Annotated in this window: 19 protein-coding genes and 1 pseudogene; 10 read left to right on the top strand and 10 right to left on the bottom strand. The window is 65.2% G+C overall.

What is annotated here, in order from left to right; translation table 11 throughout:
- Positions 1–4 precede the first annotated feature (4 nt).
- Entirely contained in the window at positions 5–1,006 is a 1,002-nt protein-coding gene (locus ACSKT0_RS00845; protein ID WP_437772083.1) for an Lrp/AsnC family transcriptional regulator, read from the top strand.
- A 249-nt stretch (positions 1,007–1,255) separates the two neighbouring features.
- On the top strand, positions 1,256–4,138 hold the full coding sequence (locus tag ACSKT0_RS00840) for an aminotransferase class I/II-fold pyridoxal phosphate-dependent enzyme (RefSeq protein WP_437772082.1): 2,883 nt from the start codon (positions 1,256–1,258) through the stop codon (positions 4,136–4,138).
- 50 nt (positions 4,139–4,188) lie between these two features.
- On the opposite strand, the gene ACSKT0_RS00835 is transcribed toward ACSKT0_RS00840, so the two are convergent.
- The 5 genes from ACSKT0_RS00835 to ACSKT0_RS00815 all read right to left on the bottom strand — a co-directional run bounded on the left by ACSKT0_RS00835 (position 4,189) and on the right by ACSKT0_RS00815 (position 9,483).
- Positions 4,189–4,581 carry a DUF1304 domain-containing protein gene (locus ACSKT0_RS00835; RefSeq protein WP_437772081.1) on the bottom strand — a complete coding sequence of 131 codons (393 nt, stop codon included), beginning with the start codon at positions 4,579–4,581 and terminating at the stop codon, positions 4,189–4,191.
- 46 nt (positions 4,582–4,627) lie between these two features.
- Entirely contained in the window at positions 4,628–5,503 is an 876-nt protein-coding gene (locus tag ACSKT0_RS00830) for a class II fructose-bisphosphate aldolase (RefSeq protein WP_437772080.1), read from the bottom strand.
- Positions 5,503–6,969: a GntP family transporter gene (locus tag ACSKT0_RS00825; RefSeq protein ID WP_437772079.1), complete on the bottom strand. Its 1,467-nt coding sequence runs from the start codon at positions 6,967–6,969 to the stop codon at positions 5,503–5,505. The genes ACSKT0_RS00830 and ACSKT0_RS00825 overlap by 1 nt, the downstream gene beginning before the upstream one ends.
- A gap of 101 nt (positions 6,970–7,070) precedes the next feature.
- Positions 7,071–7,970, bottom strand: coding sequence for an NAD(P)-dependent oxidoreductase (locus ACSKT0_RS00820; RefSeq protein ID WP_437772078.1), 900 nt, complete (start codon positions 7,968–7,970; stop codon positions 7,071–7,073).
- A 25-nt stretch (positions 7,971–7,995) separates the two neighbouring features.
- Positions 7,996–9,483: a four-carbon acid sugar kinase family protein gene (locus ACSKT0_RS00815; protein WP_437772077.1), complete on the bottom strand. Its 1,488-nt coding sequence runs from the start codon at positions 9,481–9,483 to the stop codon at positions 7,996–7,998.
- Between the two features lie 119 nt (positions 9,484–9,602).
- On the opposite strand from ACSKT0_RS00815, the gene ACSKT0_RS00810 reads away from it, so the two are divergent.
- The 3 genes from ACSKT0_RS00810 (at position 9,603) to ACSKT0_RS00800 (ending at position 11,680) form a co-directional block, all read left to right on the top strand.
- Positions 9,603–10,427, top strand: a complete 825-nt coding sequence (locus tag ACSKT0_RS00810; RefSeq protein WP_437772076.1) for an alpha/beta fold hydrolase — start codon at positions 9,603–9,605, stop codon at positions 10,425–10,427.
- A gap of 28 nt (positions 10,428–10,455) precedes the next feature.
- Positions 10,456–11,157, top strand: a complete 702-nt coding sequence (locus ACSKT0_RS00805; RefSeq protein WP_437772075.1) for a FadR/GntR family transcriptional regulator — start codon at positions 10,456–10,458, stop codon at positions 11,155–11,157.
- Between the two features lie 313 nt (positions 11,158–11,470).
- The gene (locus ACSKT0_RS00800; RefSeq protein WP_184740694.1) at positions 11,471–11,680 is read left to right on the top strand and encodes a dodecin; all 210 of its coding nucleotides are present in this window, start codon (positions 11,471–11,473) and stop codon (positions 11,678–11,680) included.
- A gap of 80 nt (positions 11,681–11,760) precedes the next feature.
- Here ACSKT0_RS00800 and ACSKT0_RS00795 read toward each other — a convergent pair whose 3' ends face one another.
- From ACSKT0_RS00795 to ACSKT0_RS00785, 3 genes are all read right to left on the bottom strand, one after another.
- Positions 11,761–12,033, bottom strand: a complete 273-nt coding sequence (locus ACSKT0_RS00795) for a hypothetical protein (protein WP_437772074.1) — start codon at positions 12,031–12,033, stop codon at positions 11,761–11,763.
- Positions 12,030–12,236: a hypothetical protein gene (locus ACSKT0_RS00790; RefSeq protein ID WP_437772073.1), complete on the bottom strand. Its 207-nt coding sequence runs from the start codon at positions 12,234–12,236 to the stop codon at positions 12,030–12,032. Before ACSKT0_RS00790 ends, ACSKT0_RS00795 begins: the two co-directional genes overlap by 4 nt.
- Before the next feature lie 145 nt (positions 12,237–12,381).
- Complete coding sequence (locus tag ACSKT0_RS00785; RefSeq protein WP_437772072.1) at positions 12,382–13,305, bottom strand: helix-turn-helix transcriptional regulator; 924 nt, start codon at positions 13,303–13,305, stop codon at positions 12,382–12,384.
- A gap of 164 nt (positions 13,306–13,469) precedes the next feature.
- Here ACSKT0_RS00785 and ACSKT0_RS00780 point away from each other — a divergent pair, with 164 nt between their 5' ends.
- Together ACSKT0_RS00780 and ACSKT0_RS00775 are read left to right on the top strand one after the other, a co-directional pair.
- Positions 13,470–14,315 (top strand): aldo/keto reductase, encoded by an 846-nt coding sequence (locus tag ACSKT0_RS00780; protein WP_437772071.1) that lies wholly within the window; start codon positions 13,470–13,472, stop codon positions 14,313–14,315.
- Between the two features lie 30 nt (positions 14,316–14,345).
- Positions 14,346–15,317, top strand: a complete 972-nt coding sequence (locus ACSKT0_RS00775; RefSeq protein WP_437772070.1) for an aldo/keto reductase — start codon at positions 14,346–14,348, stop codon at positions 15,315–15,317.
- On the opposite strand, the pseudogene ACSKT0_RS00770 reads toward ACSKT0_RS00775, so the two are convergent.
- A pseudogene (locus tag ACSKT0_RS00770) lies at positions 15,256–15,489 on the bottom strand (hypothetical protein); the annotation flags it as partial. The gene ACSKT0_RS00775 and the pseudogene ACSKT0_RS00770 sit on opposite strands and share 62 nt — an antisense overlap.
- Between ACSKT0_RS00770 and ACSKT0_RS00765 the strand changes: the two are divergent.
- Genes ACSKT0_RS00765 through ACSKT0_RS00755 form a run of 3 tightly spaced genes read left to right on the top strand, consistent with a single transcriptional unit; the run spans position 15,395 to position 18,271 of the window.
- Positions 15,395–16,318: an NAD-dependent epimerase/dehydratase family protein gene (locus ACSKT0_RS00765; protein ID WP_437773939.1), complete on the top strand. Its 924-nt coding sequence runs from the start codon at positions 15,395–15,397 to the stop codon at positions 16,316–16,318. The pseudogene ACSKT0_RS00770 and the gene ACSKT0_RS00765 overlap by 95 nt on opposite strands.
- A 19-nt stretch (positions 16,319–16,337) precedes the next feature.
- A complete protein-coding gene (locus ACSKT0_RS00760) occupies positions 16,338–17,168 on the top strand; it encodes an aldo/keto reductase (protein WP_437772069.1) in 831 nt (276 codons plus the stop codon).
- Between the two features lie 32 nt (positions 17,169–17,200).
- Positions 17,201–18,271, top strand: coding sequence for a lactonase family protein (locus tag ACSKT0_RS00755; RefSeq protein ID WP_437772068.1), 1,071 nt, complete (start codon positions 17,201–17,203; stop codon positions 18,269–18,271).
- A 75-nt stretch (positions 18,272–18,346) separates the two neighbouring features.
- On the opposite strand, the gene malQ is transcribed toward ACSKT0_RS00755, so the two are convergent.
- Positions 18,347–20,539: a 4-alpha-glucanotransferase gene (gene malQ, locus ACSKT0_RS00750; RefSeq protein ID WP_437772067.1), complete on the bottom strand. Its 2,193-nt coding sequence runs from the start codon at positions 20,537–20,539 to the stop codon at positions 18,347–18,349.
- Positions 20,540–20,794 lie beyond the last annotated feature (255 nt).

Below are 20,794 nucleotides of genomic sequence, written 5' to 3'. Positions count from 1 at the left end.
AGCCATGATCTCCGAAACTGACCTTGAAATCGTCAATGCCCTACAGATCAATCCCCGTGCCGATTGGAGCCGCGTGGGGGATGTCCTGGGCTTGTCCGGGCCTACCGTCGCGCGCCGCTGGAACTCCCTTGCCGAGCAGAAATTGGCGTGGATCACCCCGGCCCCGGGTCCGCGCTATCTGAGTGCTGGCTGGTCGGCGTTCATCAGCCTTTCTTCACTTCCAAGCGAGAACGAAGCCCTGGTCCAAAAGCTGTGCGCGGAGCCGGCATTCGGAACGGTTTCGCTGGTGTCCGGCTCGCACGACCTCTTCGTGGACTGCTTCGCCTCCAGCCACGAAGAGCTCATGGACATCGTCACCGGCTCCTTCGCAGGCCTCCCCGGAGTGACCCACCGGGAGGTCGTCTTCGTCACCAAGCTGTACCGGCAGGCTTCCGACTGGCGCAGCGGCACCCTCGAACCTGCGCGGGCCCGGCTCATGTCGGCAGAACCCCTGCCTGCCCCGGCCGCCTACGCTCCCGACCGGCTGGATGCGTCCCTCTTGGCGGAACTGGCCAAGGACGGGCGGGCCAGCTGGGCGGAACTGGGAGCCGCCTGCGGCGTCTCTCCCCAAACGGCCCGACGGCGGGTGGAACGGTTCCTCGCGTCCGGCTACATGACGCTGAGGTGCGATACCTCCGTTTCCGCCCAACAAGGACTGAGGGAAGTGAGCCTGATCCTCAACGTGCCCGCCCACCATGTTGACGCCGTCGGGCGGTACTTCGCTGCCCTGCCGAATTGCAGGCTCAGCGCCCAGGTTCTGGGTGCCCAGAATCTGCTCGTGACACTTTGGGTCCGCGACTACCTGGAGGTCCAAGGCCACGAGCGCGAACTGGCGGAGCGCGCGCCAGGGAGCGCTGTGATCTCCCGGCAAGCCGTGGTGCGCAACTACAAACGCCTCGGGCACGTGTTGGACGAGTCCGGACGAAGCCGCAGCGTCGTCCCGTTGCCCCTGTGGCGTGAAGGGTAGCTGCCCGACTCGCCCCGAACGCTCGCTCACCTATGGCGGTGTTTTCTCCGACGCTCGCTCACCTATGGCGGTGTTTTCTCCGACGCTCGCTCACCTATGGCGCCAAATCCCACGACGCTCGCTCACCTATGACCGGAAAGGCCGCATCCCATCTGGACACCCAGACGGCAACCGGGACAATTGCCGTGCGGCGCGACGGCTCGCGGCGTTTAGTAGAGAGTGCTATCAATCCATGACAAAGGAGTCATCGTGGCACGCGCCGATTTCGCGACAGTGCAGTCAGCCCCAATTCCCCTCGCTCCGGATGCCCTTGCCGGCGGCGCATCGCTTGGCCTCGGTTTGGCGGCAAGACCAAACGCCGACGACGAATCCGGGTCCGGCGGCGAGGTCCCGAGCAGCGCCTGGCGGGTGCGCGCTGACGCGTGGGAGTTCCTTGGCTACGCCGTCAAACAGCTCTCTGCCGCCGCCCGGCCCCTCGCGGGCGCCCTGCCGCAGGAGGTTCGAAGGCTGTTGCCGCTGCTGGAATCCCTCGAAATGTATTGGGCGTCGCCGGGGCAGCAATATGTCATGGAATTGCGGAGAATCCTGGAGGCTGGAGAATACCCCGAGGCGCTAAGCCTCATCGAACCGGTCGCGCGACGCGTTGCCGGCCACAACCAGCACGCCCAGGAACCCGCACAGGATCCCGAACGCGAAGCCGACCGGGTTGATGAACCCACCGAATCGCGCAAACGTTTCGAGGTCCTCGTGATCGATGACGTCTCCAGCGCCGACCGTGAAGCACTTCAAACGGAACTGCTCAGCCAGCGCCGCCCCGCCGACGCCTTCAACTACGAGCTCGTGTTCGTGCCGAGCTTCGAGGACGCCATCGTGGCCGTCCTGCTCAACCCGGACATCCAGGCGTGTGTGCTGCGGCCGGGATTCGTCCCCAAGAGCAGGCAGCGCATGAGCCGGGACGTGCGCAGCTTCCTGGACCGGTTCTTGGGGAAATCGCTCCCCCAGCGACCGTTGGACCGCATCCTGAGCTTGGCGGAGAAACTGGCGCAACTCCGCCCCGAACTCGATCTCTATCTGGTAGCGGGGGTGGGGATCGAAGAACTCGCCGGTTCCTTGACCCGTCAATTCCGCCGGATATTCCGCCGCCAGGACGGGCTGGAGCTCCATTTGTCCTTGCTGGCCGGCATCGCGGAACGATATGAAGCGCCGTTCTTCCACGCGGTCCAGCAATACAGCCGCAGACCCGCCGGTGTTTTCCATGCCCTGCCGGTGTCCAGAGGCGGATCGGTCATCCATTCCAAGTGGATCAACGATCTGGGCGAGTTCTACGGGCTCAACCTGCTTCTGGCAGAAACCTCGGCTACGTCCGGCGGGCTCGATTCGCTCTTGGATCCGCATGGCTCCCTCAAACAGGCCCAGAAGCTGGCGGCCCGGGCATTTGGTGCCCAGAAGACGCTCTTTGTCACCAACGGAACGTCGACGGCCAACAAGATCGTGCACCAATCGATCCTGGCTCCGGGCGACGTGGTCCTGGTGGACCGGAACTGCCACAAATCGCACCACTACGCCCTCATGCTGGCCGGCGCGCAGGTTTCATATTTGGACGCCTACCCTTTGAACGATTTCTCCTTCTATGGCGCCGTTCCCTTGGAAAGCATCAAACGGATGTTGCTGGATTACCGCCGGGCGGGCAGGCTCCACGAGGTCAAGATGCTTGCACTCACGAACTGCACCTTCGACGGAATTGTGTACGACGTCGAACGAGTGATGGAGGAGTGCCTCGCCATCAAACCTGACCTGGTGTTCCTGTGGGACGAGGCCTGGTTCGCGTTCGCGGGATTCCACCACATCTACCGCCGTCGCACGGCCATGGCTTCGGCCCGGTCGCTCGAGGCAAAGTTTGCAGATCCGGCTTACGCCAGGCGCCACGCCGCGCAATTGCGGGACCTTGCTGCGGCGGGCGGGGCGGCGGACGGCCAAGCGGGCGGCGAGCCCGACGACGGCGGCCCGGGTTCCGGCGTCGGGCACGTCAGCGTTGAGCTGCTCTTGAAGACGCGGCTTCTGCCCGATCCGGCGAAGGCCCGCCTGAGGGTCTACTCAACGCAGTCGACGCACAAGACCCTGACGTCGCTCCGACAGGGGTCCATGATCCACATCCATGACCAGGACTTCGGTCAGTTGAACGAGGAGAGCTTCCGAGAGGCGTACATGACGCACACCTCCACGTCGCCCAACTACCAGATCCTGGCTTCCTTGGACATGGGACGGAGGCAGGTGGAGTTCGAAGGCTACGAGCTCGTGCAACGGCAGGCAGATCTGGCCGTCAGCATCGCCCAGGCCGTGGCGAGGCATCCCTTGTTGAAGAAGTACTTCCGCGTCCTCGGCACCAGGGACCTCATCCCTGCGCAGTACCGCGAAACGAGCCGGCAAATGCCGCTCCGCGACGGGCTCGCGGCCATGTCGGAAGCTTGGGAGCAGGACGAATTCGTTGTTGATCCGAGCCGTTTGACCCTGCACATCGGCCTCACCGGCGTGGACGGCGATACCTTCAAGCACGACTACCTGATGGACAAGTACGGGATCCAGGTCAACAAGACGTCAAGGAACAGCGTTCTCTTCATGACCAACATCGGCACCTCGCGAAGTGCCGTTGCCTACCTCGTCGAGGTCCTGGTCAAGCTGGCCGAGACCTTCGAAGACGAGCAATCCGGCCTGAGCGGCCTGGGCCAGCGGACCCGCCGCGCGCGCATCGCGGCACTGACCAGCACGCCGCCACCCCTGCCGGATTTCAGCCGCTTCGCCGAACGATTCCGCAAAGACCCTGAAACTCCCGACGGCAACATGCGTGCAGCCTACTTCGAGAGCTACAAAGCCGGATCCTGCGAATACTTCAGTGCGGCCGAAATTGCGCGAAGGGTGGCCGCGGGAGAGGAAATGGTGTCTGCCTCGTTCGTCACCCCCTACCCGCCCGGATTCCCCGTCTTGGTCCCCGGGCAGGTGATCACAGAGGAAATCCTGGCCTTCATGTCGGCACTGGATACGCGGGAAATCCACGGATTCGATGCGGAACTGGGGTTCAGGGTGTTGACGGGTAAGCCCTCGGGTGAGCTAGCGTCACGCCAAAAGCCCGCATAAGTGAGCGAGCGACGGGCCTGGACGGCACATAAGTGAGCGAGGGTTCCGGTTTAGCCGAGCGCCACGGCCAGGATGCCGAGCACGACGGCGAGTAGCGGCGTCGTGCCCTGAAGAACCGCGGGGCGGAGGTACTTTTTGCCGCTCAAGGCAAGCACGATTGCCGCCAGCAGCATGGAGCCGCACGAACTGAAGACGAGGGTCCAGCCCACCTGCGGATGACCAATCGCGACGAAGACGATCCCGGCGAGCGCCCCGATGGCAAGGAAGAGGTTGTAGAAACCCTGGTTGTACGCGAGGGGCTTGGTGGTTTCGGCGTCGGACTGGGAAGCGACGCTGAAGCGCTTCCACGTGGCCGGGCGGGTCCAGGTGATGGACTCCATGCTGAAGATGTAGACGTGCAACAAGCCGGCAAGGAGGGCGAAAATCAGGGAGGCTACGATCATGTGCTGATCGTAGCCTCCCTGCGTTGTGTGGGTTCGCCAGCCGCCCCTAATTGCTGAGCATGTCCAGCGTTGCCCCGGCGAACGTCGAGGCGGAGGAACTCCAGCGACCCAGCAGGCCCTGGAGGTTCTCGCCGTCGGCCCGGTGCATGGTGGTCTCGGCTTCGAGCGTGGCGAGGATGCCGGTGCGGAGCTCGGTGTTGAAGTTCACCTTGCCCACGCGCATGGACGTCGCCTTGACCAGGTCCGCAGCGGGGATGCCCGACGCGCCGTGGAGCACGAGCGGAAGCTCCGTGCGCGAGGCGATGTCTTCCAGCACGTCCCAGTGCAGCTTGGGCTCGCCGGCGTAGCGGCCGTGCGCGTTTCCGACCGCCACGGCCAGGAGCTGGGCGCCTGTGCGGGAGACGAATTCCTGCACTTGGCCGGGATCGGTCAGGCCTGCGGGATGGACGCCCGCCGGATGAGCGTGAACATCAGCACCGAAAGCCTTGTCTTCGTCGCCGGCAAGTCCGCCGAGTTCTGCTTCAATGACGACGTCGGAGGCGCCTTGGGCGTCCAGCGCAGCACGGACTTCGCGGACCAGGGCGATGTTCTCCTCGAACGCGAGGGACGAGCCGTCGGCCAGGACGGCGTCGGCACCGGCAGCTACCGAATCACGGATGACATCCAGGTCCGAGGCGTGGTCCAGCTGTACCGAAACCGGAACACTGGCGTGGTCGGCCAGAGTGCGGAGCGCCGTGATCAGCCGCAGTCCGCTCTGAGTGCCGGCCGTTTTCGGCGCGACCAGCAGGATGACCCCGCGGCCTGACTCCTCAGCTGCTGCCACCACGGCCAGCGCAGTGGTGAAGTCGTAGCAGGTGAAGGCCGGGCGCGCTGCCCCTCGCTCCAGTGCGGACCCTACAAGATCGTCAAGGCGGACACGCATCAGTGGGCCAGGCCTCCGACCAGGATCCAGGCGACATAGCTGAGCAGGAAGCCGGCGATGCCCAGGATGGTCGTGAGCACGGTCCAGGTCTTGAGCCCGTCGGACACCGTGAGGCCGTAGTAGCGCACCACCACCCAGAAGCCGGCGTCGGTCACGTGGGACAGACCCAGTCCGCCGAAGCCGATCGCGATCACGATCACCGCGATCTGCGCCGGGGTGTAGCCGCCGTGGGCGACGGCAGCCGAGAGGAGGCCAGTGGTGGTGACGATCGCAACCGTGGCCGAACCCTGTGCGGCACGCAATGCGAGGGAGATGATGAATCCGAGCAGGATGATCGGCACGCCCAGGGAATCCAGCGTCTGGGACAGGGCCGCGCCGATGCCGGAGACCTGCAGGACACCGCCGAACACGCCGCCGGCAGCTACAACCATCAGGATCGATGCGATGGGAGGCAACGCGCCTTCGAAGATCTCGCCGGTTTCCTTGAGCGACCACTGGCGGCGGACTGCCAGCAGGAAGAAAGCGAGCGCAACGGCCACCAGCAAGGCGAAGAACGGGTTGCCCACGAAAGATGCGACGCCGTACCAGTAGTCCTTCTTGTTGATCAGGAGGGTACCGGCTGTGCCGAGCAGGATCTGGACGATCGGGGCGGCGATGAGGAACATGATCAGGCCCGGACGCGGCGGGGCGACTGCGCTGGCACCGGGACCGTCGTGGCCCACCCGCACGAGGGAATCGGAGCCGAATTCTTCAATCTGGTCACGGACACCCGGAAGCAGTTCGTAGTCCTTGCGGTTCATGATGCTGGCGACCCAGTAGGACAGGAAACCCAGCGGTACGCAGATAATCAGTGAAATCATCGCGATGAGTCCGATGTCGGCACCCATGACGCCTGCCCCGGCAACAATGCCCGGGTGGGGAGGAACCGCGACGTGGATGGAGAGCATGATGCCGGCCATGGGAAGGCCGAACTTGATGGGGTGCAGCTTGGCGATCTTCGCGAACGCGTAAACAATCGGCACAAGGACGATGATGCCCACTTCGAAGAACACCGGGATGGCAACGAGGAAGCCGACGGCGGTTAGTGCCACGGCGACTCGCTTGGCACCGAGCTTCGCGGTGAAGTGGTTGGCCAGCGACTGTACGCCACCGGACACTTCGATCATCCGGCCCAGCACGGCGCCGAGGGCAATCAGCAGTGCGACTTTGCCCATGGTTCCGCCCACACCGTTGGCCACAACGGTGAAGACGTCCGCCAAGGGGATCTGCGCGGCGACGGCAACCAGGATGCTCACGGCCAGCAATGCCACGAAGGCCTGGATCTTGAAGCGGATGATCATCAGCAGCAGGAGTGCGACGCCGGCAACGGCGATGGTCAGCAGCAGCGGGGTCCCAAGGTCCACGGCCGGCTTGATGGCAGGGGCATCAGCTGCCCGGACCGCCAAGGTATTGATGAGGGGATTCATCGGGGGTGTCTCCTTTGACAGAGCCGGCCTCGACTCGAGGCCGGCAAGAGAGGCGACGACGGCGGAGGGGGGACCGCCGTCGTCGCACGTTGTGCGAGGGGTTAGTTGGTACGCCTGGTGGGCGCGACGACCTTGATGACGGCGGAGTCGTCGGCGGCGGCGAGGCCCTGGGCCTGGCCGAGGAGGTAGAGCTGTTCGGCAGCGGCGGCAACCGGTGCGGCCAGGCCGGCAGCGCGCGTGGCCTTGCCGACGATGCCCATGTCCTTGACGAAGATGTCCAAACGGCTGAGGACCTCGGCCCCGTCTTCGGTGTAGGCCTCGAGGATGCGGGGGCCGCGGTTGGACAGCATGAACGAGCCGGCGGCGCCTGCCTCCAGGGCCGCAAGGGTCTTCGCCTGATCCAGTCCGAGGGCGTCCGCGAGTGCCATGGCCTCGGCGGCAGCGGCGATGTGCACGCCGCACAGCAGCTGGTTGACAGTCTTGAGTGCCTGGCCGTCGCCGGGCTTGTCGCCCACGATGCTTAGCGTGGAGGCCAGCAGTTCCAGGGCGGGTCGGGCCTTTTCCTGGGCAGCCGGCGTCGCACCCACCACGATCAGAAGATCGCCTTCGCCGGCACGCTTGGGGCCGCCTGAAAGGGGTGCGTCAACGAGTTCGACGCCGTACTCGGCCAGGCGCGCCACGGTGGCCGGAATGGCTTCGGTACCGACGGTGCTGCCCAGGATCACGACGGCGCCCGGCTTGAGTACCGAGGCAACACCGTTCTCGCCGAAGAGGACGTCGTCGAGCTGTTCGCCGTTGCGCACGGCAAGGAGCAGGGCGTCGGCGCCTTCGGAAGCTTCACGCGCCGAAGGGAAGGTGCGGATCCCGGCGTCGGCAGCGAGCTTCAGCCGCGGTTCGGCGATGTCGAAGCCGTGGACGGTGAGCTGGGTTGCCAGGCGGGTGGCCATCGGCAGGCCCATGGCGCCCAGGCCGAGGACGGCGACGGTGTAGTTGCTGGTCATGGTGTTCTCCATTGAATGCGGTTGGCTAAAAGTTGTTGCTGAGCTTGCGCGTGACTTGAGCGAGGGACTCGTCGTCACCCACGTTGCCGGCGAAAACGATGTACGGGATGCCCTTCGCGGGTCCGTCCACCGGCTCCCACAGCGAGACGATGCCGGGCAGCATCGGGCCGCGGACAATCGCGTGGCGGATTTCCAGGCCGTGCGCGGCCACGTCCGATGACGTGATGCCACCCTTCGCGATGACGAAGCGCGGCGGGAAGGTCTTGAGCGTCCGGTTCACGATCGCGACGACGGCGGCAGAGACGGTGCGGGCAATCTTCAGGCTCGCCGCGGCGTCGTCGGTCTTGATGAGCAGGCGGCTCGTGTGGACGATGACGTCGCCCGTGTGGAGGGCGTCGACGACGGCCGCGACCATTTCGTCGAGGTAGGCCTCCGCGCCGCTGGCGAGAAGCTTCTCGACGTCGATCTCGATGATGCGGGCGGCGCTGTGCTGGGCGGTCAGGACGTTGAGCTGGCGCGTGGTGAGGCCGACGTGCGAGCCAACGACGATCAAGCCACCGGCTGTCGAGGGAGTGTTGCCTTCGTAGGCCTCCTCGCCGCTAAGTGCCTCGTGGATTTCCTGGCCGATGCGGCCACGGACGAAGGGCGGGCCCACGCGGTAGAGCAGCTTCTTGCCGCGGCGTTCGGCTTCTTCCAGTCCAAGGGCCAGCGCGCGGAAATCGTTCTCGGTGACGATGTCCACGACGATGGGCGTGGAGTTCGTGGCAGGTTCGATGGCGTCGGCGATGGCCTTGGCAGAAATTGAAGGGTCCTGAGCCGAGGCGCCGGCGCGGATGATGTTCAGGTCGAGGACGATCACATCGCCGGCCGGGAAACGGCCCTGCGACTTTTCCTCCACATATTTGGCCAGCTCGGAATTGGCGAAGCCGAAGCTCGCATCCTTGGCGAACTCGGTCTCGGCAACCGGGGTGAGCTTGCCGGCGTCGTGCCCGGTACCGCGCATGTAGTGCACGCCGCCGATGGTGACGCGACCGGCGTCGGGAAACGCCGGGACCATCACGACGCCGTCTGTCGCTTCGCCGGTCACGTCAGCGACGGTGGCTGCAATGACGTCCGGTTCCAGCGGGTAGTGGCCGCGGAGGGTGGAGTCGGAGCGGCTGACGAACCCCAAGCGCACATCGTCGCCCGCTGCGGCAAGGGCGTTGCGCACGATTTCCTCGTTGCGGGCAGCGGCCTCAACCGGGTCCAGGCTGCGCGTGTTGGTCAGCACGTAGACCGCGGGCTGGGACCGGCTTTCCGCAATGTGAGCGAACGCCCATTCGAAATCGACAACCTCCCAGCGGGTGAGTACCGGCAGGTTGGCCACTGATTGGGTGCCCGTTGGGTCGTCGTCGAGGACTACCAGGACGCGGGGCGAGGCTGCGGAAGACGTCGCTACTGCGTCGGCAACCAGCTGAGCGGGGATCTGGACTTCAGCCGGGAAGGCAGCCAGAACATCGGCTTCAAGGGTCACTATGCACTCCATCGTGGTTTCGAAAGTAAATGTAAGATGTCAGACATCTAATATTTGAATGCTAGTGTGACACACCCCCTTTCGGCTGTGCAAGTGTCAGTCGTCACTATGCTTGGCGCATGCTTCAAGAGCCTCCCGCCGCGGCAGCACTACATATGGACATGCGCCTTCCAGCGGCTGCCGTTAGCACGGACCCGGAACAACCGTCCCAGCCTCCCGTCTTCTTGCTGCACGGCTGGGCCTCGACATCCGCCTATTGGGAGCCACTCGCCACCGAACTGCTCGACGCCGGGCGGACCGTCTGGATCGTCGATTTGCCCGGGTATCACCGCGGGGACGTATTGCCTCCGGGTTTCCAGTGGACCCTGGAATCAGCGGCCGATTCCGTCGCTGCCGTTGCTGTCCGGAACGCATCGCCGGTCCACATTGTGGGCCACTCAATGGGCGGCAGTGTGGCGCTGACGTTAGCGGCCGCGAATCCGGAGCTAGTGGCGAGCGTGGCCTTGATCGGCATGGTCCCGGCTCCGCCGAACGAAGTCTTCAGATCGATGCTCGAATCCCAACTACGGCAAGGCTTCATTGACGACGCGACGCGCGCCAAGTGCATGAAGGCCTGGTTCGGGGCGTTGTCCCCGGAGGACCATCGCTTGTTGAGCCGAGGATTTGAACTGCCTTTCGAGGTCCTCGGCCCCAGCGGCCTCGCGGCGATGGCCGGGGTGGCTGCGGGCGTCCCCGAAAAGGTGACGGCACCGACGCTGGTGATTGCCGGCGTCGGGGACCGACTACGTTCGCCGGAGCAGGCGCAAGCCTTCGTGGCAGAGAGCCCGCTGCGGAGGCTCGCGGCAATCCCCGACGCCGGGCATAGCGTCCATTGGGAGCAACCACGTGCTTGCGCCCTCGCGCTCGGCGCGTTTTGGAACGAAAGCCGGCAACCGCCAGCGTAAGATGTCAGACATCTAAGAACGGAGCACCATGGCACGCAAGTCGCTGGTCGGCGTGGTCGCTGACGAGCTGCTGGACCGCATCGTCGCGGGCGAATTTCCGCCGGGCACGGTGGTTCCCGGCGAACTCGAATTGAGCGCAAAGCACGAAGTCAGCCGCATGACCGTCCGCGAGGCCATGAAGACCCTCGAGGCCCAGCGAATCCTCAGCGTGGAGCGCGGCCGGGGAACGTTCGTCAACCCTCTGAACCGCTGGGCATCCCTGGAAGCTGTGTTGCGTGCGGCTTCCGAGGGAAAGAACGACGCAGCAGCGTCCGTCCAGCTCATTGAGCTGCGCCGCATGCTCGAGACCGGCGCCTGCGAACTCGCCGCTTCACGGATCTCCCCCGAGGAAATCGACCAGCTGCAGGTTCATGTGTCCGCGATGCAGAAGGCCCACGATTCCAATGATGTGAGCGCATTCGTCGAGGCGGACCTGGGCTTCCACGATGTCATCCTGCATGCCTCCGGCAACGTCTTCGTGGCCGTGCTTTTCGAACCCCTGCACCGCGTCCTGGAAGCCCGACGCACCCAGACCTCGAAAATCCCCGATATCCAGAGGCACGCGATCGGACATCACCGGGCCATCCTGAAAGCCCTCGAAGCCGGCGACTCCCCCCGTGCCCGCGAGGCCATGGACGCACACATGCAGCAGACGCTCGACGATCTCAGGACGTACGTCCTAGAGGCCTAGCCCCCGGCCCCCTCCCACGGACGCCCGCTCACATATCCGGGCCAATTCCCAAACCCTCGCTCACATATGGGCCACTTCACGGACGCTCGCTCACATATCCGGGCCAATTCCCAAACCCTCCCTCACATCATCTGCAGTGGCGTTCCGCCACTTTGCCTCATAGGTGAGCGAGCGTTGGCCCGAAAGGCCTCATAGGTGAGCGAGCGTCGGCGGGGACCAGACCCCTAGTCCGCCGGCCCTGGGTCGGCTAGTCTGCTTTCACGGCCTGCCAGGCCCGCAGTTCAGGCATCAAGGACGATCATGAGGAGCAAGAATGGCTGACCACACATATAGCGTTTCCGAAATTGTTGGAACCTCGTCCGAGGGCGTCGACGCCGCCATCAAGAACGGGATTGCGGCTGCTAGCCAGACCCTCCGGAACCTCGACTGGTTCGAGGTCAAGGAAATCCGCGGCCACCTTAGCGAGGGCGCCGTTGCCGACTGGCAGGTAACCATCAAGCTCGGATTCCGCCTGGAGCGTTAAGAAGCCCCCAAACCCCAAAACGACGATGGCCGCCAGCCTTTCTGTGGAAAGGCTGGCGGCCATCAGTTGCGAGGCTGGACTCACCCGCGGGTCCAGACTTGGACGGGGTCACCGCCACAGAGGAGTCGCCGGCCACGGCCGGCAAAATCGATCCACAGGAATTCGTGGTCGGAGGAAACTTCGTCCACAAGGCCGGCGTCGAAGCCCCATTTGTCCTCGTGGATCCAGACGGTTTCGCCGCGGCTGAGTTCCGACCATTTCGACGGCGGCAGACGAAGTGCCGCTCCAGCGGGCCGTTGCGCCGACGTCGTGAAGTGGCGTGGGCCCCAGGCGCCCAATGTTTCGGGACTCATCGGGACTCTGCGGCCAGGTACTGGCGGTGCCAGACCGTTGCCGCCCCGTTGTGGGTCGGGAAGACGTGGCCTTCGAAGAACGTGTGCACCACGTGGGGTTCGCCTTCAGGGCTCCACTGACCGGATGCCGGGCAGTGCGAGCCTGTGGATCCCGCGGACCCGGCGGTGGATGCCCGTTCCCTCAGCAGCGCGATGCGTTTCATCGTTGAATTCCATCCTTGATATGCGAAAAGGTCTGGATTCAGCGTAAACGCGATTCAAAAGCCGCCCAATGGGCACATAGACAAACTCATGCCGATTCACTATGCAGCAGCACAGTGACGTGGGGCACTTTTGGCTGAAACTGGTTCAGCTCTCGTCCATTGCATGACGCTCGGACAACTCCGGGCTCGTCGTCGCCGTTCCCGCACCAAACGCCGTTCCCGCACCAAACGCCGTTCCCGCACCAAAGCTGCCGAGCAACTTCAGGGCATCGTCCGACGGCGAACCCGCCTTCGCGGAGTAGACCCTCAAGACCTGGTCCGGGTCCTCCGGCAGGGCAAGATTCTCGAAGTTCAGTTCCACGTCCCCCACGGTGGGGTGGTGCAGTCGGACCGTGCCGGCTGAACGTGCCGCCACGCGATGCCCTGCCCACCACTGGCGGAAATGTTCGCTGTTCACAGCGAGTTCGCCCACGAGCTGGTTGGCTTGGGGATCGTCGGGGTGCCGCCCGGTATCCGCACGCAGGGAGCCGGCGGCTTCCGCGGCAACCGTCTTCCAGTCCCGGAACAGTTCGCGTGCCTGGGGGTCCAGGATCAGCCAGCGCGTGAGGTTTCGCTCGGCGGGAGGCATGGCCGGGAAGTCGGCGAACAGCAGGACCGCCATCCGGTTGGCGCCCAGCACGTCGCTGCGCCGGCCAAGCAGGAGGGCCGGAACGTCGCCAACAGCGTCCAGAAGTTGACGCAAGGCCGGCCGCACCCGTGGCGCCGGAGTCGGCGCCTTGGCGCTCGACGCGCAGTGCTCAAGCAGGTCCATCATGTGGGTGTGCTCGCTTGAGTCCAGGCGAAGCGCCCTCGACACCGATTCAAGGACTGCCCGTGAAGGATGGATATGGCGGCCCTGTTCGAGGCGGGTGTAGTAGTCCGTGCTGACATCGGCCAAGCGTGCAATCTCTTCCCTGCGCAGCCCCGGAACCCGGCGCGCGCCCGATGCCTCCGGCAAACCTGCATCCTCCGGCGACATCCGGGCACGCATGGCTTTGAGGAATTTTCCGAACTCGGCGCTTTGACCCATGTCCCCATTCTTCCTTTCCTGGGGGCTTGTTTCTACGGCCAAGGTAGGACTGCGAGTCCTAGGAAAAACAGGGGGCGTCAAAACTACTGCTTGTTGTGCCGAAAGTGCATAGGCTCGAAAAAGCCAGTCAGGCAATCCACCCACCAGCGACGAAAGGGCCGGACATGTCCAACGCTCAGAATTCAACCGTTCCCGGGCTCGTCCTGAACAACTCGGTCACCATCCCCCAGCTCGGCTTCGGCGTCTTCCAGGTCCCGCCTGCCGAGACCCAGAAGGCCGTCGAGGACGCACTTGAAGCCGGGTACCGGCACATCGACACCGCCGCGGCGTACCGGAACGAGTCCGGCGTCGGCGCCGCAATCAAGGCTTCCGGCATCGCCCGGGAGGAACTCTTCATCACCACCAAACTCCGCAACGGCGAACAGGGCCGGGCCGCGGCGGCATTCAACCACAGCCGGCGCGAACTCGGCCTCGACGTCATCGATCTCTACCTGATCCACTGGCCCGTGCCGTCCCAGGGCCTGTTCGTGGATGCGTGGAAGGCCCTGGAAAAGATCCACGCCGACGGCGGCGCCCGGGCGATCGGTGTCTCCAATTTCTTGCCCGAACACCTCGACACGCTCCTGGAGTTCGCCGACGTCGTTCCCGCCGTCAACCAGATCGAACTGCACCCGACCTTCCAACAGCGGGAACTGGCGGCGAAGAGCCGCTCGCACGGGATCGCCGTCGAGGCCTACAGCCCGCTGGGGCAGGGCGCGGACCTGGGGTCGCCAACGGTCACCGAACTTGCCGAAACGCACGATGCCACCCCGGCGCAGATCGTGCTGGCCTGGCACCTCGGAACCGGCAACATCGTCATCCCTAAGTCCGTCCATCCGGAGCGGATTCGCCAGAACCTCGCGGCGGCGTCGTTGCAGCTCACCCAGGACGAACTGGCAGCCATCAGCGCGCTCGACGCCGGTGCCCGCCTCGGCGCCGACCCCGCCGTCGCGTCCTTCAGCCAGATGTAGAAACCACCACAGCGTAAGGAAACCGAAACCATGCAGTACACCCACCTGGGCCGCTCAGGCCTCAGCGTCTCCCGCTTGTGCCTCGGAACCATGAACTTCGGCCCGCAGACGGAGGAATCCGCAGCGCATTCCATCATGGATTCCGCGCTGGACGCCGGCATCAACTTTTTCGATACCGCCAACGTCTACGGCGGCACACAGCACCGTGGATGGACCGAGGAGATCCTGGGCCGCTGGTTCGCGAAGGGCGGCGAGCGCCGCGAGCGCGTCGTCCTGGCCACCAAGCTCTACGGGACCATGACGGACCGTCCCAACGAGTCCAAGCTCTCCGCCCTCAACATCCGGCGCGCCTTGGACGCCAGCCTCAAGCGCCTGCAGACCGACTACATCGACGTGTACCAGTTCCACCACGTGGACCGGAACACGCCGTGGGACGAGATCTGGCAGGCCATCGAGGTAGCGGTCCAGCAGGGCAAGATCCTGTATTCCGGAAGCAGCAACTTCGCCGGCTGGCACATCGCCCAGGCCCAGGAGGCGGCGGCGCGGCGCAGCTACAACGGCCTCGTGAGCGAGCAGTCCATCTACAACCTGCTCACCCGCAACGTCGAATTGGAAGTCATCCCGGCGGCCCAGCAGTACGGCCTCGGGCTCATCCCGTGGTCGCCGCTTCACGGCGGGCTTCTGGGCGGGGTGCTCAAGAAGGAGCGCGACGGCGTCCGTCGCCTTGAGGGCCGCGCGGCCGAGACCCTGAAGAAGCACGAGGACCAGATCCGCCAGTACGAGGACCTCGCCGACGACCTTGGCTACGAGCCCGGCGACGTCGGCCTGGCCTGGTTGCTGCACCAGCCGGCCGTGACCGCACCGATCGTGGGTCCGCGCACGCAGGAGCAGTTGGACGCTGCCATCAGGGCTTTGGACGTCACCCTCGACGCCGATGCCCTCAAGCGGCTCGACGACATCTTCCCGGGCCACCGGACCGCGCCGGAGGACTACGCGTGGTGACGTCGGCACCGTTGCACCTGCTGTTCATCGGCGGAACCGGGACCATCAGCGCGGCGGCGGCGGAGCGCGCCGTCGCGCTGGGCCACCGGCTCACCATGCTCAACCGCGGACTGAGCTCAGAAAGGCCGGTCCCTCCGGGCACGGAACTGCTCCAGGCAGATATCCGCAACCCCGCCGAGGTGGCGGAGGTGCTGAACGGCCGCGAGTTCGACGCCGTCGCGGACTTCATCTCTTTCACGCCGGAGCACGTTTCTGCCGCCGTGGAGTTGTTCCGCGGCCGGACCGGTCAGTACGTGTTCATCAGCTCGGCTTCGGCCTACCAGAAGCCGCCCGCACATTTGCCCATCCTCGAGTCGACCCCGCTAAGGAACCCCTTCTGGAAGTACTCGCAGGACAAGATCGCGTGCGAAGACCTTCTCGTCAGGGCCTATCGCGACCAGGGATTCCCCGTGACCATCGTCCGGCCTTCGCACACCTATGACCGCACGCGGATCGCCCTTCTGGGCGGTTGGACGGACATCCATCGGATGCGGGAAGGCCTGCCTGTGGTAGTCCACGGCGACGGTACCTCGCTGTGGACGCTCACCCATACGGATGACTTTGCGGTGGCCTTCGTCGGCCTCCTCGGCCGGCCGCAGGCCGTTGGTGAAAGCTACACCATCACCTCGGACGAAGCGCTCCCGTGGGACCAGGTCTACCGGCTCTTCGCGACGGCCGCAGGGGCCCCGGAACCCGAACTGGTGCACGTCGCCTCGGAAACCATTGCCGCGCACTCTCCGGAGCTTGGTCCCGGGCTTCTCGGGGACAGATCCCACTCCGTGGTCTTCGACAACACCAAAATCAAGACTCTGGTGCCTTGGTATCGGGCAGAAATTCCGTTCGCGGCAGGCGCACGGGAGATCGTCCGGTGGCATGATGAACATCCGGGCATCAAGCACGTGGATCAGGACTTCATGAAACTCAGCGATCAACTGGTCCAATGGGCACGGAGGCCGATCTAGCAACCGAAAGGACAGGACCATGGCACTTGCTCCGACCGTCAGGCTCAATGACGGTAATGCCATTCCGCAGATCGGCCTCGGAACCTGGCCGCTCGACGACGCCCAGGTCGCCGCGGCGGTAGTGTCCGCCGTCGGGCTCGGCTACCGGCACGTCGACACGGCCTACCGCTACGGTAACGAGGCCGGCGTCGGGCAAGGCGTGCGGGACTGCGGGATCCCGCGCGAGGAACTGTTCATCACCACCAAACTGGACGGCACGCACCAAGGCCGCGATCGCGCCGTCGACGGGCTCGAGGGCTCCCTCAAACGACTCGGGCTGGACTACGTGGACCTCTTGTTGATCCATTGGCCGCTCCCCCAACGGAATGAATTCGTGTCCACTTGGGAGACTTTCGAGCGACTCCAAGCTGAGGGGAAGGTGCGCTCAATCGGCGTGTCCAACTTCAAGCCATCGCACCTTGAACGGCTTCTGGAGGAAACCTCGGTGGTGCCGGCCGTCAACCAAATCCAGATCTCGCCGTCAATCACTCGGATCGATGAGCGTGCCTTCAACGGAAGCCATGGCATCGCCACGGAATCGTATAGTCCGTTGGGGGCCGGCCGCGATCTCCTGAATGCCCCGGTGTTGGCCGCGATCGGGAAGAAACACGGAAAGACTCCGGGTCAGATTGTGCTGCGCTGGCACGTCCAGGAGGGGCTCGTTGCTATCCCGAAGTCCGCAAATCCGCTGCGCATGAAGGAAAACCTGGACGTCTTCGACTTCGCTTTGGACCACGACGATCTGTCCGCGATAGCCACTTTGGACGCGGGTGCCGACGCCGGCGTCGACTCGGATGTACAGGGCCACTGAGGCCGCACTCCATCACCAACACTAAGGACGGCATGGCAGAGAACATCGACGGAACGCTCATCTGGACAGGCGCTTACACCACGGACAGCGACGGGAACGGAACGGGCATTGGGGCAGTTTCCGCGCGTGAAGATGGCAGCCTCAGTTGGCTGGGCACGGCCGTCGAAGCGCCCTCGCCGTCGTTCCTTGCCGTGCACCCCACGCTGCCGGTGGTCTACGCGGTAGCCGAGGCCGCCCAGACGGTCCGGGCATACCGACGGGCCGGGCTGTTCGGCCTTGAACCCCTGGGCGAGGCTTGGCCTGCTGGAGCTGCGGCCTGCCACGTCGCCGTCGACCCCTCCGCCCGTTTCATCGTGGTCAACTGTTGGGGCGACGGCAACGTGCTGCTCTACGGGCTCGACGACGACGGCGGCATCACATCGCGCTTTGTGGCGCCGCCGGCGAAGGATCCGCACGCCGGCGTCGACGGCGCGATCGACATCGCCACCGGCGGCGCCCGGGTGAGCCGCGCCCACGCAAGCCTCATGCTCGAGGACGGCCGGATCATGACCACCGACCTCGGCTTCGACCTTGTACGGGTGTGGAACTATTTCCCCGACACCGGCCTGCTTCCTGACCACCAAGTCGCACTCCCGATGGGCAGCGGTCCGCGGCACCTGGTCCAGCACCCCTCCGCCGGCGCCGTATTCGTGGTGACCGAATATTCGATCGAAGTGGTGGTGCTCCTGCCCGGCGCCGACGGCCGCTTTGTGCTCCACCGTCGCGGTCCCGCGACTGCAGGTGGGGCCGCCGACGGCGACGCAGCCGCCGAAATCGCGCTGTCCCCGGACAATCGCTTCGTCTACACGGGCATCCGCGGCTCCAACCGGATCTCGGTACTGGCCGTCGAAGGCAGCGGAACCCGGCTCCGACCCGTCGCTGACGTGCCCAGCGAAGGAGACTGGCCCCGCCACCACCTGGTCCGCGACGGCTGGCTCCACGTCGCGCACGAGCGTTCCAACCAAGTCACCACGTTCGCATTGGACCCTTCCACCGGCATCCCGGGCGAAGTCCTCGACCAGCTGAACGCGGGTTCCCCCACCGCTTTGGTCGTAGCTCCCTGAGCCGTTGATCGAGGCGTGAGATCTCGCCCCTTTCGCGACCCCAAAGAGGTGAGATCTCACGTCTCGATGCGGCGCCTAACCCCGTACGGCCTCGTCAACTGCCGCCAGCAGGGAGTTGAACCGCGGGTTCGCGTCGAGGTCATCAATGAGGACCGCCCGTCCTCGTTCGTCGGCTAGTGGTACTTGCCAGTTGGGGTAGACCTCCGACGTCGTTCCGGGCTGGTTCTGCACCCTCCGCTCCCCCACGGCATCCACTAGGGCAACACCGAGCAGGACCGACGGAGCAAGGGCCAGCAAGCGATGGAGCGCCTCAATGACTTGCTCCTCGCCAAGCGCTTTTCCGTTGACCGGCAGGAGGCCCCGTTCCCGGAGCAACCCCATCATCTTGTCCAAGCTGGCCTCGTGCTCGGCCCGTTCCTCGGCCACGCTTCGTTCGAGCAAGCCCAGTTGGCTCCGGAGTTCCACGTGATCGCCGGCAAGGTACCCGGCAGTCGGCGGGAGGTCGTGGGTGTTGACGCTAGCGAGGGCCTGCACTCGGTATCGTTCGGGCGGGAGGGGCGAGTCGCCGTCGTACTCGAACCAGAGGATCGACGTGCCAAGGATGCCGCGGGCCGCAAGGTAGTCCCGCACCCAAGGCTCGAAGACGCCCAGGTCTTCGCCGATGACCACCGCGCCCGCGCGGTGCGCTTCCAAGGCGAGGATGCCGATGAGGGCCTCGTGGTCGTACCGGACGTAGGCGCCGTCGCGGGCGGAATTCCCGGCGGGCACCCACCACAAGCGGAACAGCCCCAGGATGTGGTCCACGCGGATTCCGCCGGCATGGCGAAGGACTGTGGAGAGCATCGCGCGCAACGGCGCGTAGCCCGCCTCTGCCAAACGGACCGGGTGCCACGGTGGCTGATTCCAGTTCTGGCCGAGCTGGTTATACATGTCCGGTGGTGCGCCCACGCTGACACCCGGCGCGAAGCTGCTGCGCAGGGTCCAGGCGTCGGCACTGCTCAAATCCGCGCCGACCGCGAGATCGTGCACTACTCCCAGCCGCATGCCGGATCGCCTTGCCGCGACCTGGGCCGACTCGAGCTGCTCATCGCAGATCCACTGAAGCCAACGGTGGAAACCGATCCGGTCGGCCAATGCCTGGCGCATCGACTCAACCTTGGGCGAACCGAGGGTGGCCGCGGGGTCCTGCCAGAAGGGGTCGTCCGGCGACCGGTCCTCGCGGATGGCGCACCAAAGGGCGAAATCGTCCAGGCCCGGGCCGGACTCGCGGCAGAATTCCTCGAAGGCACGTTGCCGGGCCGGAGAAAGCTTGACTGTGTGAAGGAGTTCCAGGGCAGCGAGTTTGGCGGCGAAGATTTGGTCCCGGTCCAGCCGTTCCGCGTCCTTGTTGAGGGCATGGACGTGATCCAACAGCCGGTCCACCGTGGCGCGCTTCCGCGGCTTCACATATGCCAATTCGGGAATGGATTCGACCCGGATATAGAGGGGGTTGAAGAATCGCCTGGTGGACGGAGAATACGGCGACGCTTGAACCGGAGGCACCGGATCTGCGGCATGCAAGGGGTTGACCAGGACGTAGTCTGCACCGCGTGCGCCGGCCAACGCCGCCAAATCGGCCAAGTCCGCGAAATCCCCGATACCCCATGAGCGCTTCGAGCGTACCGAATACAGCTGCGTTGCGAGTCCCCACCCGCGCCGTTCCTCCAGCTGTGCTGCCGTCTGCAACTTGGCTGGAACCACGGCCAGCGCGGCAGTGGCCGTCACGCCGTCGGACTCGGCCGTGAGCGAATGCCAGCCGAGCGGCAAGCCGGCCGGCACCTCAAAGGTGGCACGGCCTGTGGGCACTCCATCCACGTCGCGCGGCGGCGCCCAATCCTCCTGCTGGGTGGCGGCGAGTTCCGTTCCGTCCTCGAGTGAGATCGTCAGACTGGCCGGCAAACCGTCGCGGACGTGGACGTGCACGGCCGCGTTCGTTCCCTCTTGGACGACGACGGCGGGCGGCAGCATCCGCCGCCACGGCGCCACTTCCGCGTCAGCCAGGGCCGCCTCGATCTGCTCGTCGGAATGAGCGGCGACTCCCAGTGCGTCCAGCACTTGGATCAGCGTGGTGGGTAAAACATCGTGTTGCAACCCGTCCCAGCCGTGGAACGACGTCCCGACGCCATGAGCGTCCGAGAGCCGGTGAAGCAGATCCTCGTCGATGGCGATGTTCGGGGCGGGTGGCATCGCCGTGGTGTCGGAGTCCTGCTGGATGGGAGTGTTGGTCATGTCCGCCTCGTCTGCGATGTGATTCGTCCGAAGGTGCATACCGCCCCGCGTGCAACTCGAGCGAGGCAACTGGTTCCGATTATTGCAGGGCGGTGGGGGCCGACCCAGTTATTCCGACAGCATGACGCCCCCAACCCGAAACCCCCGCCCACATATGAGCCCCAAACCGGAAACGCTCGCTCACAAGATGTGAGCGAGCGTCGGTCGTGGAACCCACATATCCGAGCGAGCGTCGGTCGTAGAACCCACATACGT

The organism is Arthrobacter sp. KNU40, assembly GCF_051515115.1.
Taxonomy (GTDB): Bacteria; Actinomycetota; Actinomycetes; order Actinomycetales; family Micrococcaceae; genus Arthrobacter.
Note: the sequence above shows the minus strand (reverse complement) of the source record. Positions and strands in the feature narration are given on the sequence as shown.

Excerpts from the sequence above, each read along its gene's own strand:
- ACSKT0_RS00830 (WP_437772080.1), bottom strand. The coding sequence starts at position 5,503 with ATGCGTGTCCGCCTTGACGATCTTGTAGGGTCCGCACTGGAGCGAGGG.
- ACSKT0_RS00780 (WP_437772071.1), top strand. The coding sequence starts at position 13,470 with ATGTCCAACGCTCAGAATTCAACCGTTCCCGGGCTCGTCCTGAACAAC.
- ACSKT0_RS00760 (WP_437772069.1), top strand. The coding sequence starts at position 16,338 with ATGGCACTTGCTCCGACCGTCAGGCTCAATGACGGTAATGCCATTCCG.
- ACSKT0_RS00845 (WP_437772083.1), top strand. The coding sequence starts at position 5 with ATGATCTCCGAAACTGACCTTGAAATCGTCAATGCCCTACAGATCAAT.
- ACSKT0_RS00790 (WP_437772073.1), bottom strand. The coding sequence starts at position 12,236 with ATGAAACGCATCGCGCTGCTGAGGGAACGGGCATCCACCGCCGGGTCC.
- ACSKT0_RS00820 (WP_437772078.1), bottom strand. The coding sequence starts at position 7,970 with ATGACCAGCAACTACACCGTCGCCGTCCTCGGCCTGGGCGCCATGGGC.
- ACSKT0_RS00755 (WP_437772068.1), top strand. The coding sequence starts at position 17,201 with ATGGCAGAGAACATCGACGGAACGCTCATCTGGACAGGCGCTTACACC.
- ACSKT0_RS00800 (WP_184740694.1), top strand. The coding sequence starts at position 11,471 with ATGGCTGACCACACATATAGCGTTTCCGAAATTGTTGGAACCTCGTCC.
- ACSKT0_RS00810 (WP_437772076.1), top strand. The coding sequence starts at position 9,603 with ATGCTTCAAGAGCCTCCCGCCGCGGCAGCACTACATATGGACATGCGC.
- ACSKT0_RS00825 (WP_437772079.1), bottom strand. The coding sequence starts at position 6,969 with ATGAATCCCCTCATCAATACCTTGGCGGTCCGGGCAGCTGATGCCCCT.
- ACSKT0_RS00775 (WP_437772070.1), top strand. The coding sequence starts at position 14,346 with ATGCAGTACACCCACCTGGGCCGCTCAGGCCTCAGCGTCTCCCGCTTG.
- ACSKT0_RS00785 (WP_437772072.1), bottom strand. The coding sequence starts at position 13,305 with ATGGGTCAAAGCGCCGAGTTCGGAAAATTCCTCAAAGCCATGCGTGCC.
- malQ (WP_437772067.1), bottom strand. The coding sequence starts at position 20,539 with ATGACCAACACTCCCATCCAGCAGGACTCCGACACCACGGCGATGCCA.
- ACSKT0_RS00835 (WP_437772081.1), bottom strand. The coding sequence starts at position 4,581 with ATGATCGTAGCCTCCCTGATTTTCGCCCTCCTTGCCGGCTTGTTGCAC.
- ACSKT0_RS00795 (WP_437772074.1), bottom strand. The coding sequence starts at position 12,033 with ATGAGTCCCGAAACATTGGGCGCCTGGGGCCCACGCCACTTCACGACG.
- ACSKT0_RS00805 (WP_437772075.1), top strand. The coding sequence starts at position 10,456 with ATGGCACGCAAGTCGCTGGTCGGCGTGGTCGCTGACGAGCTGCTGGAC.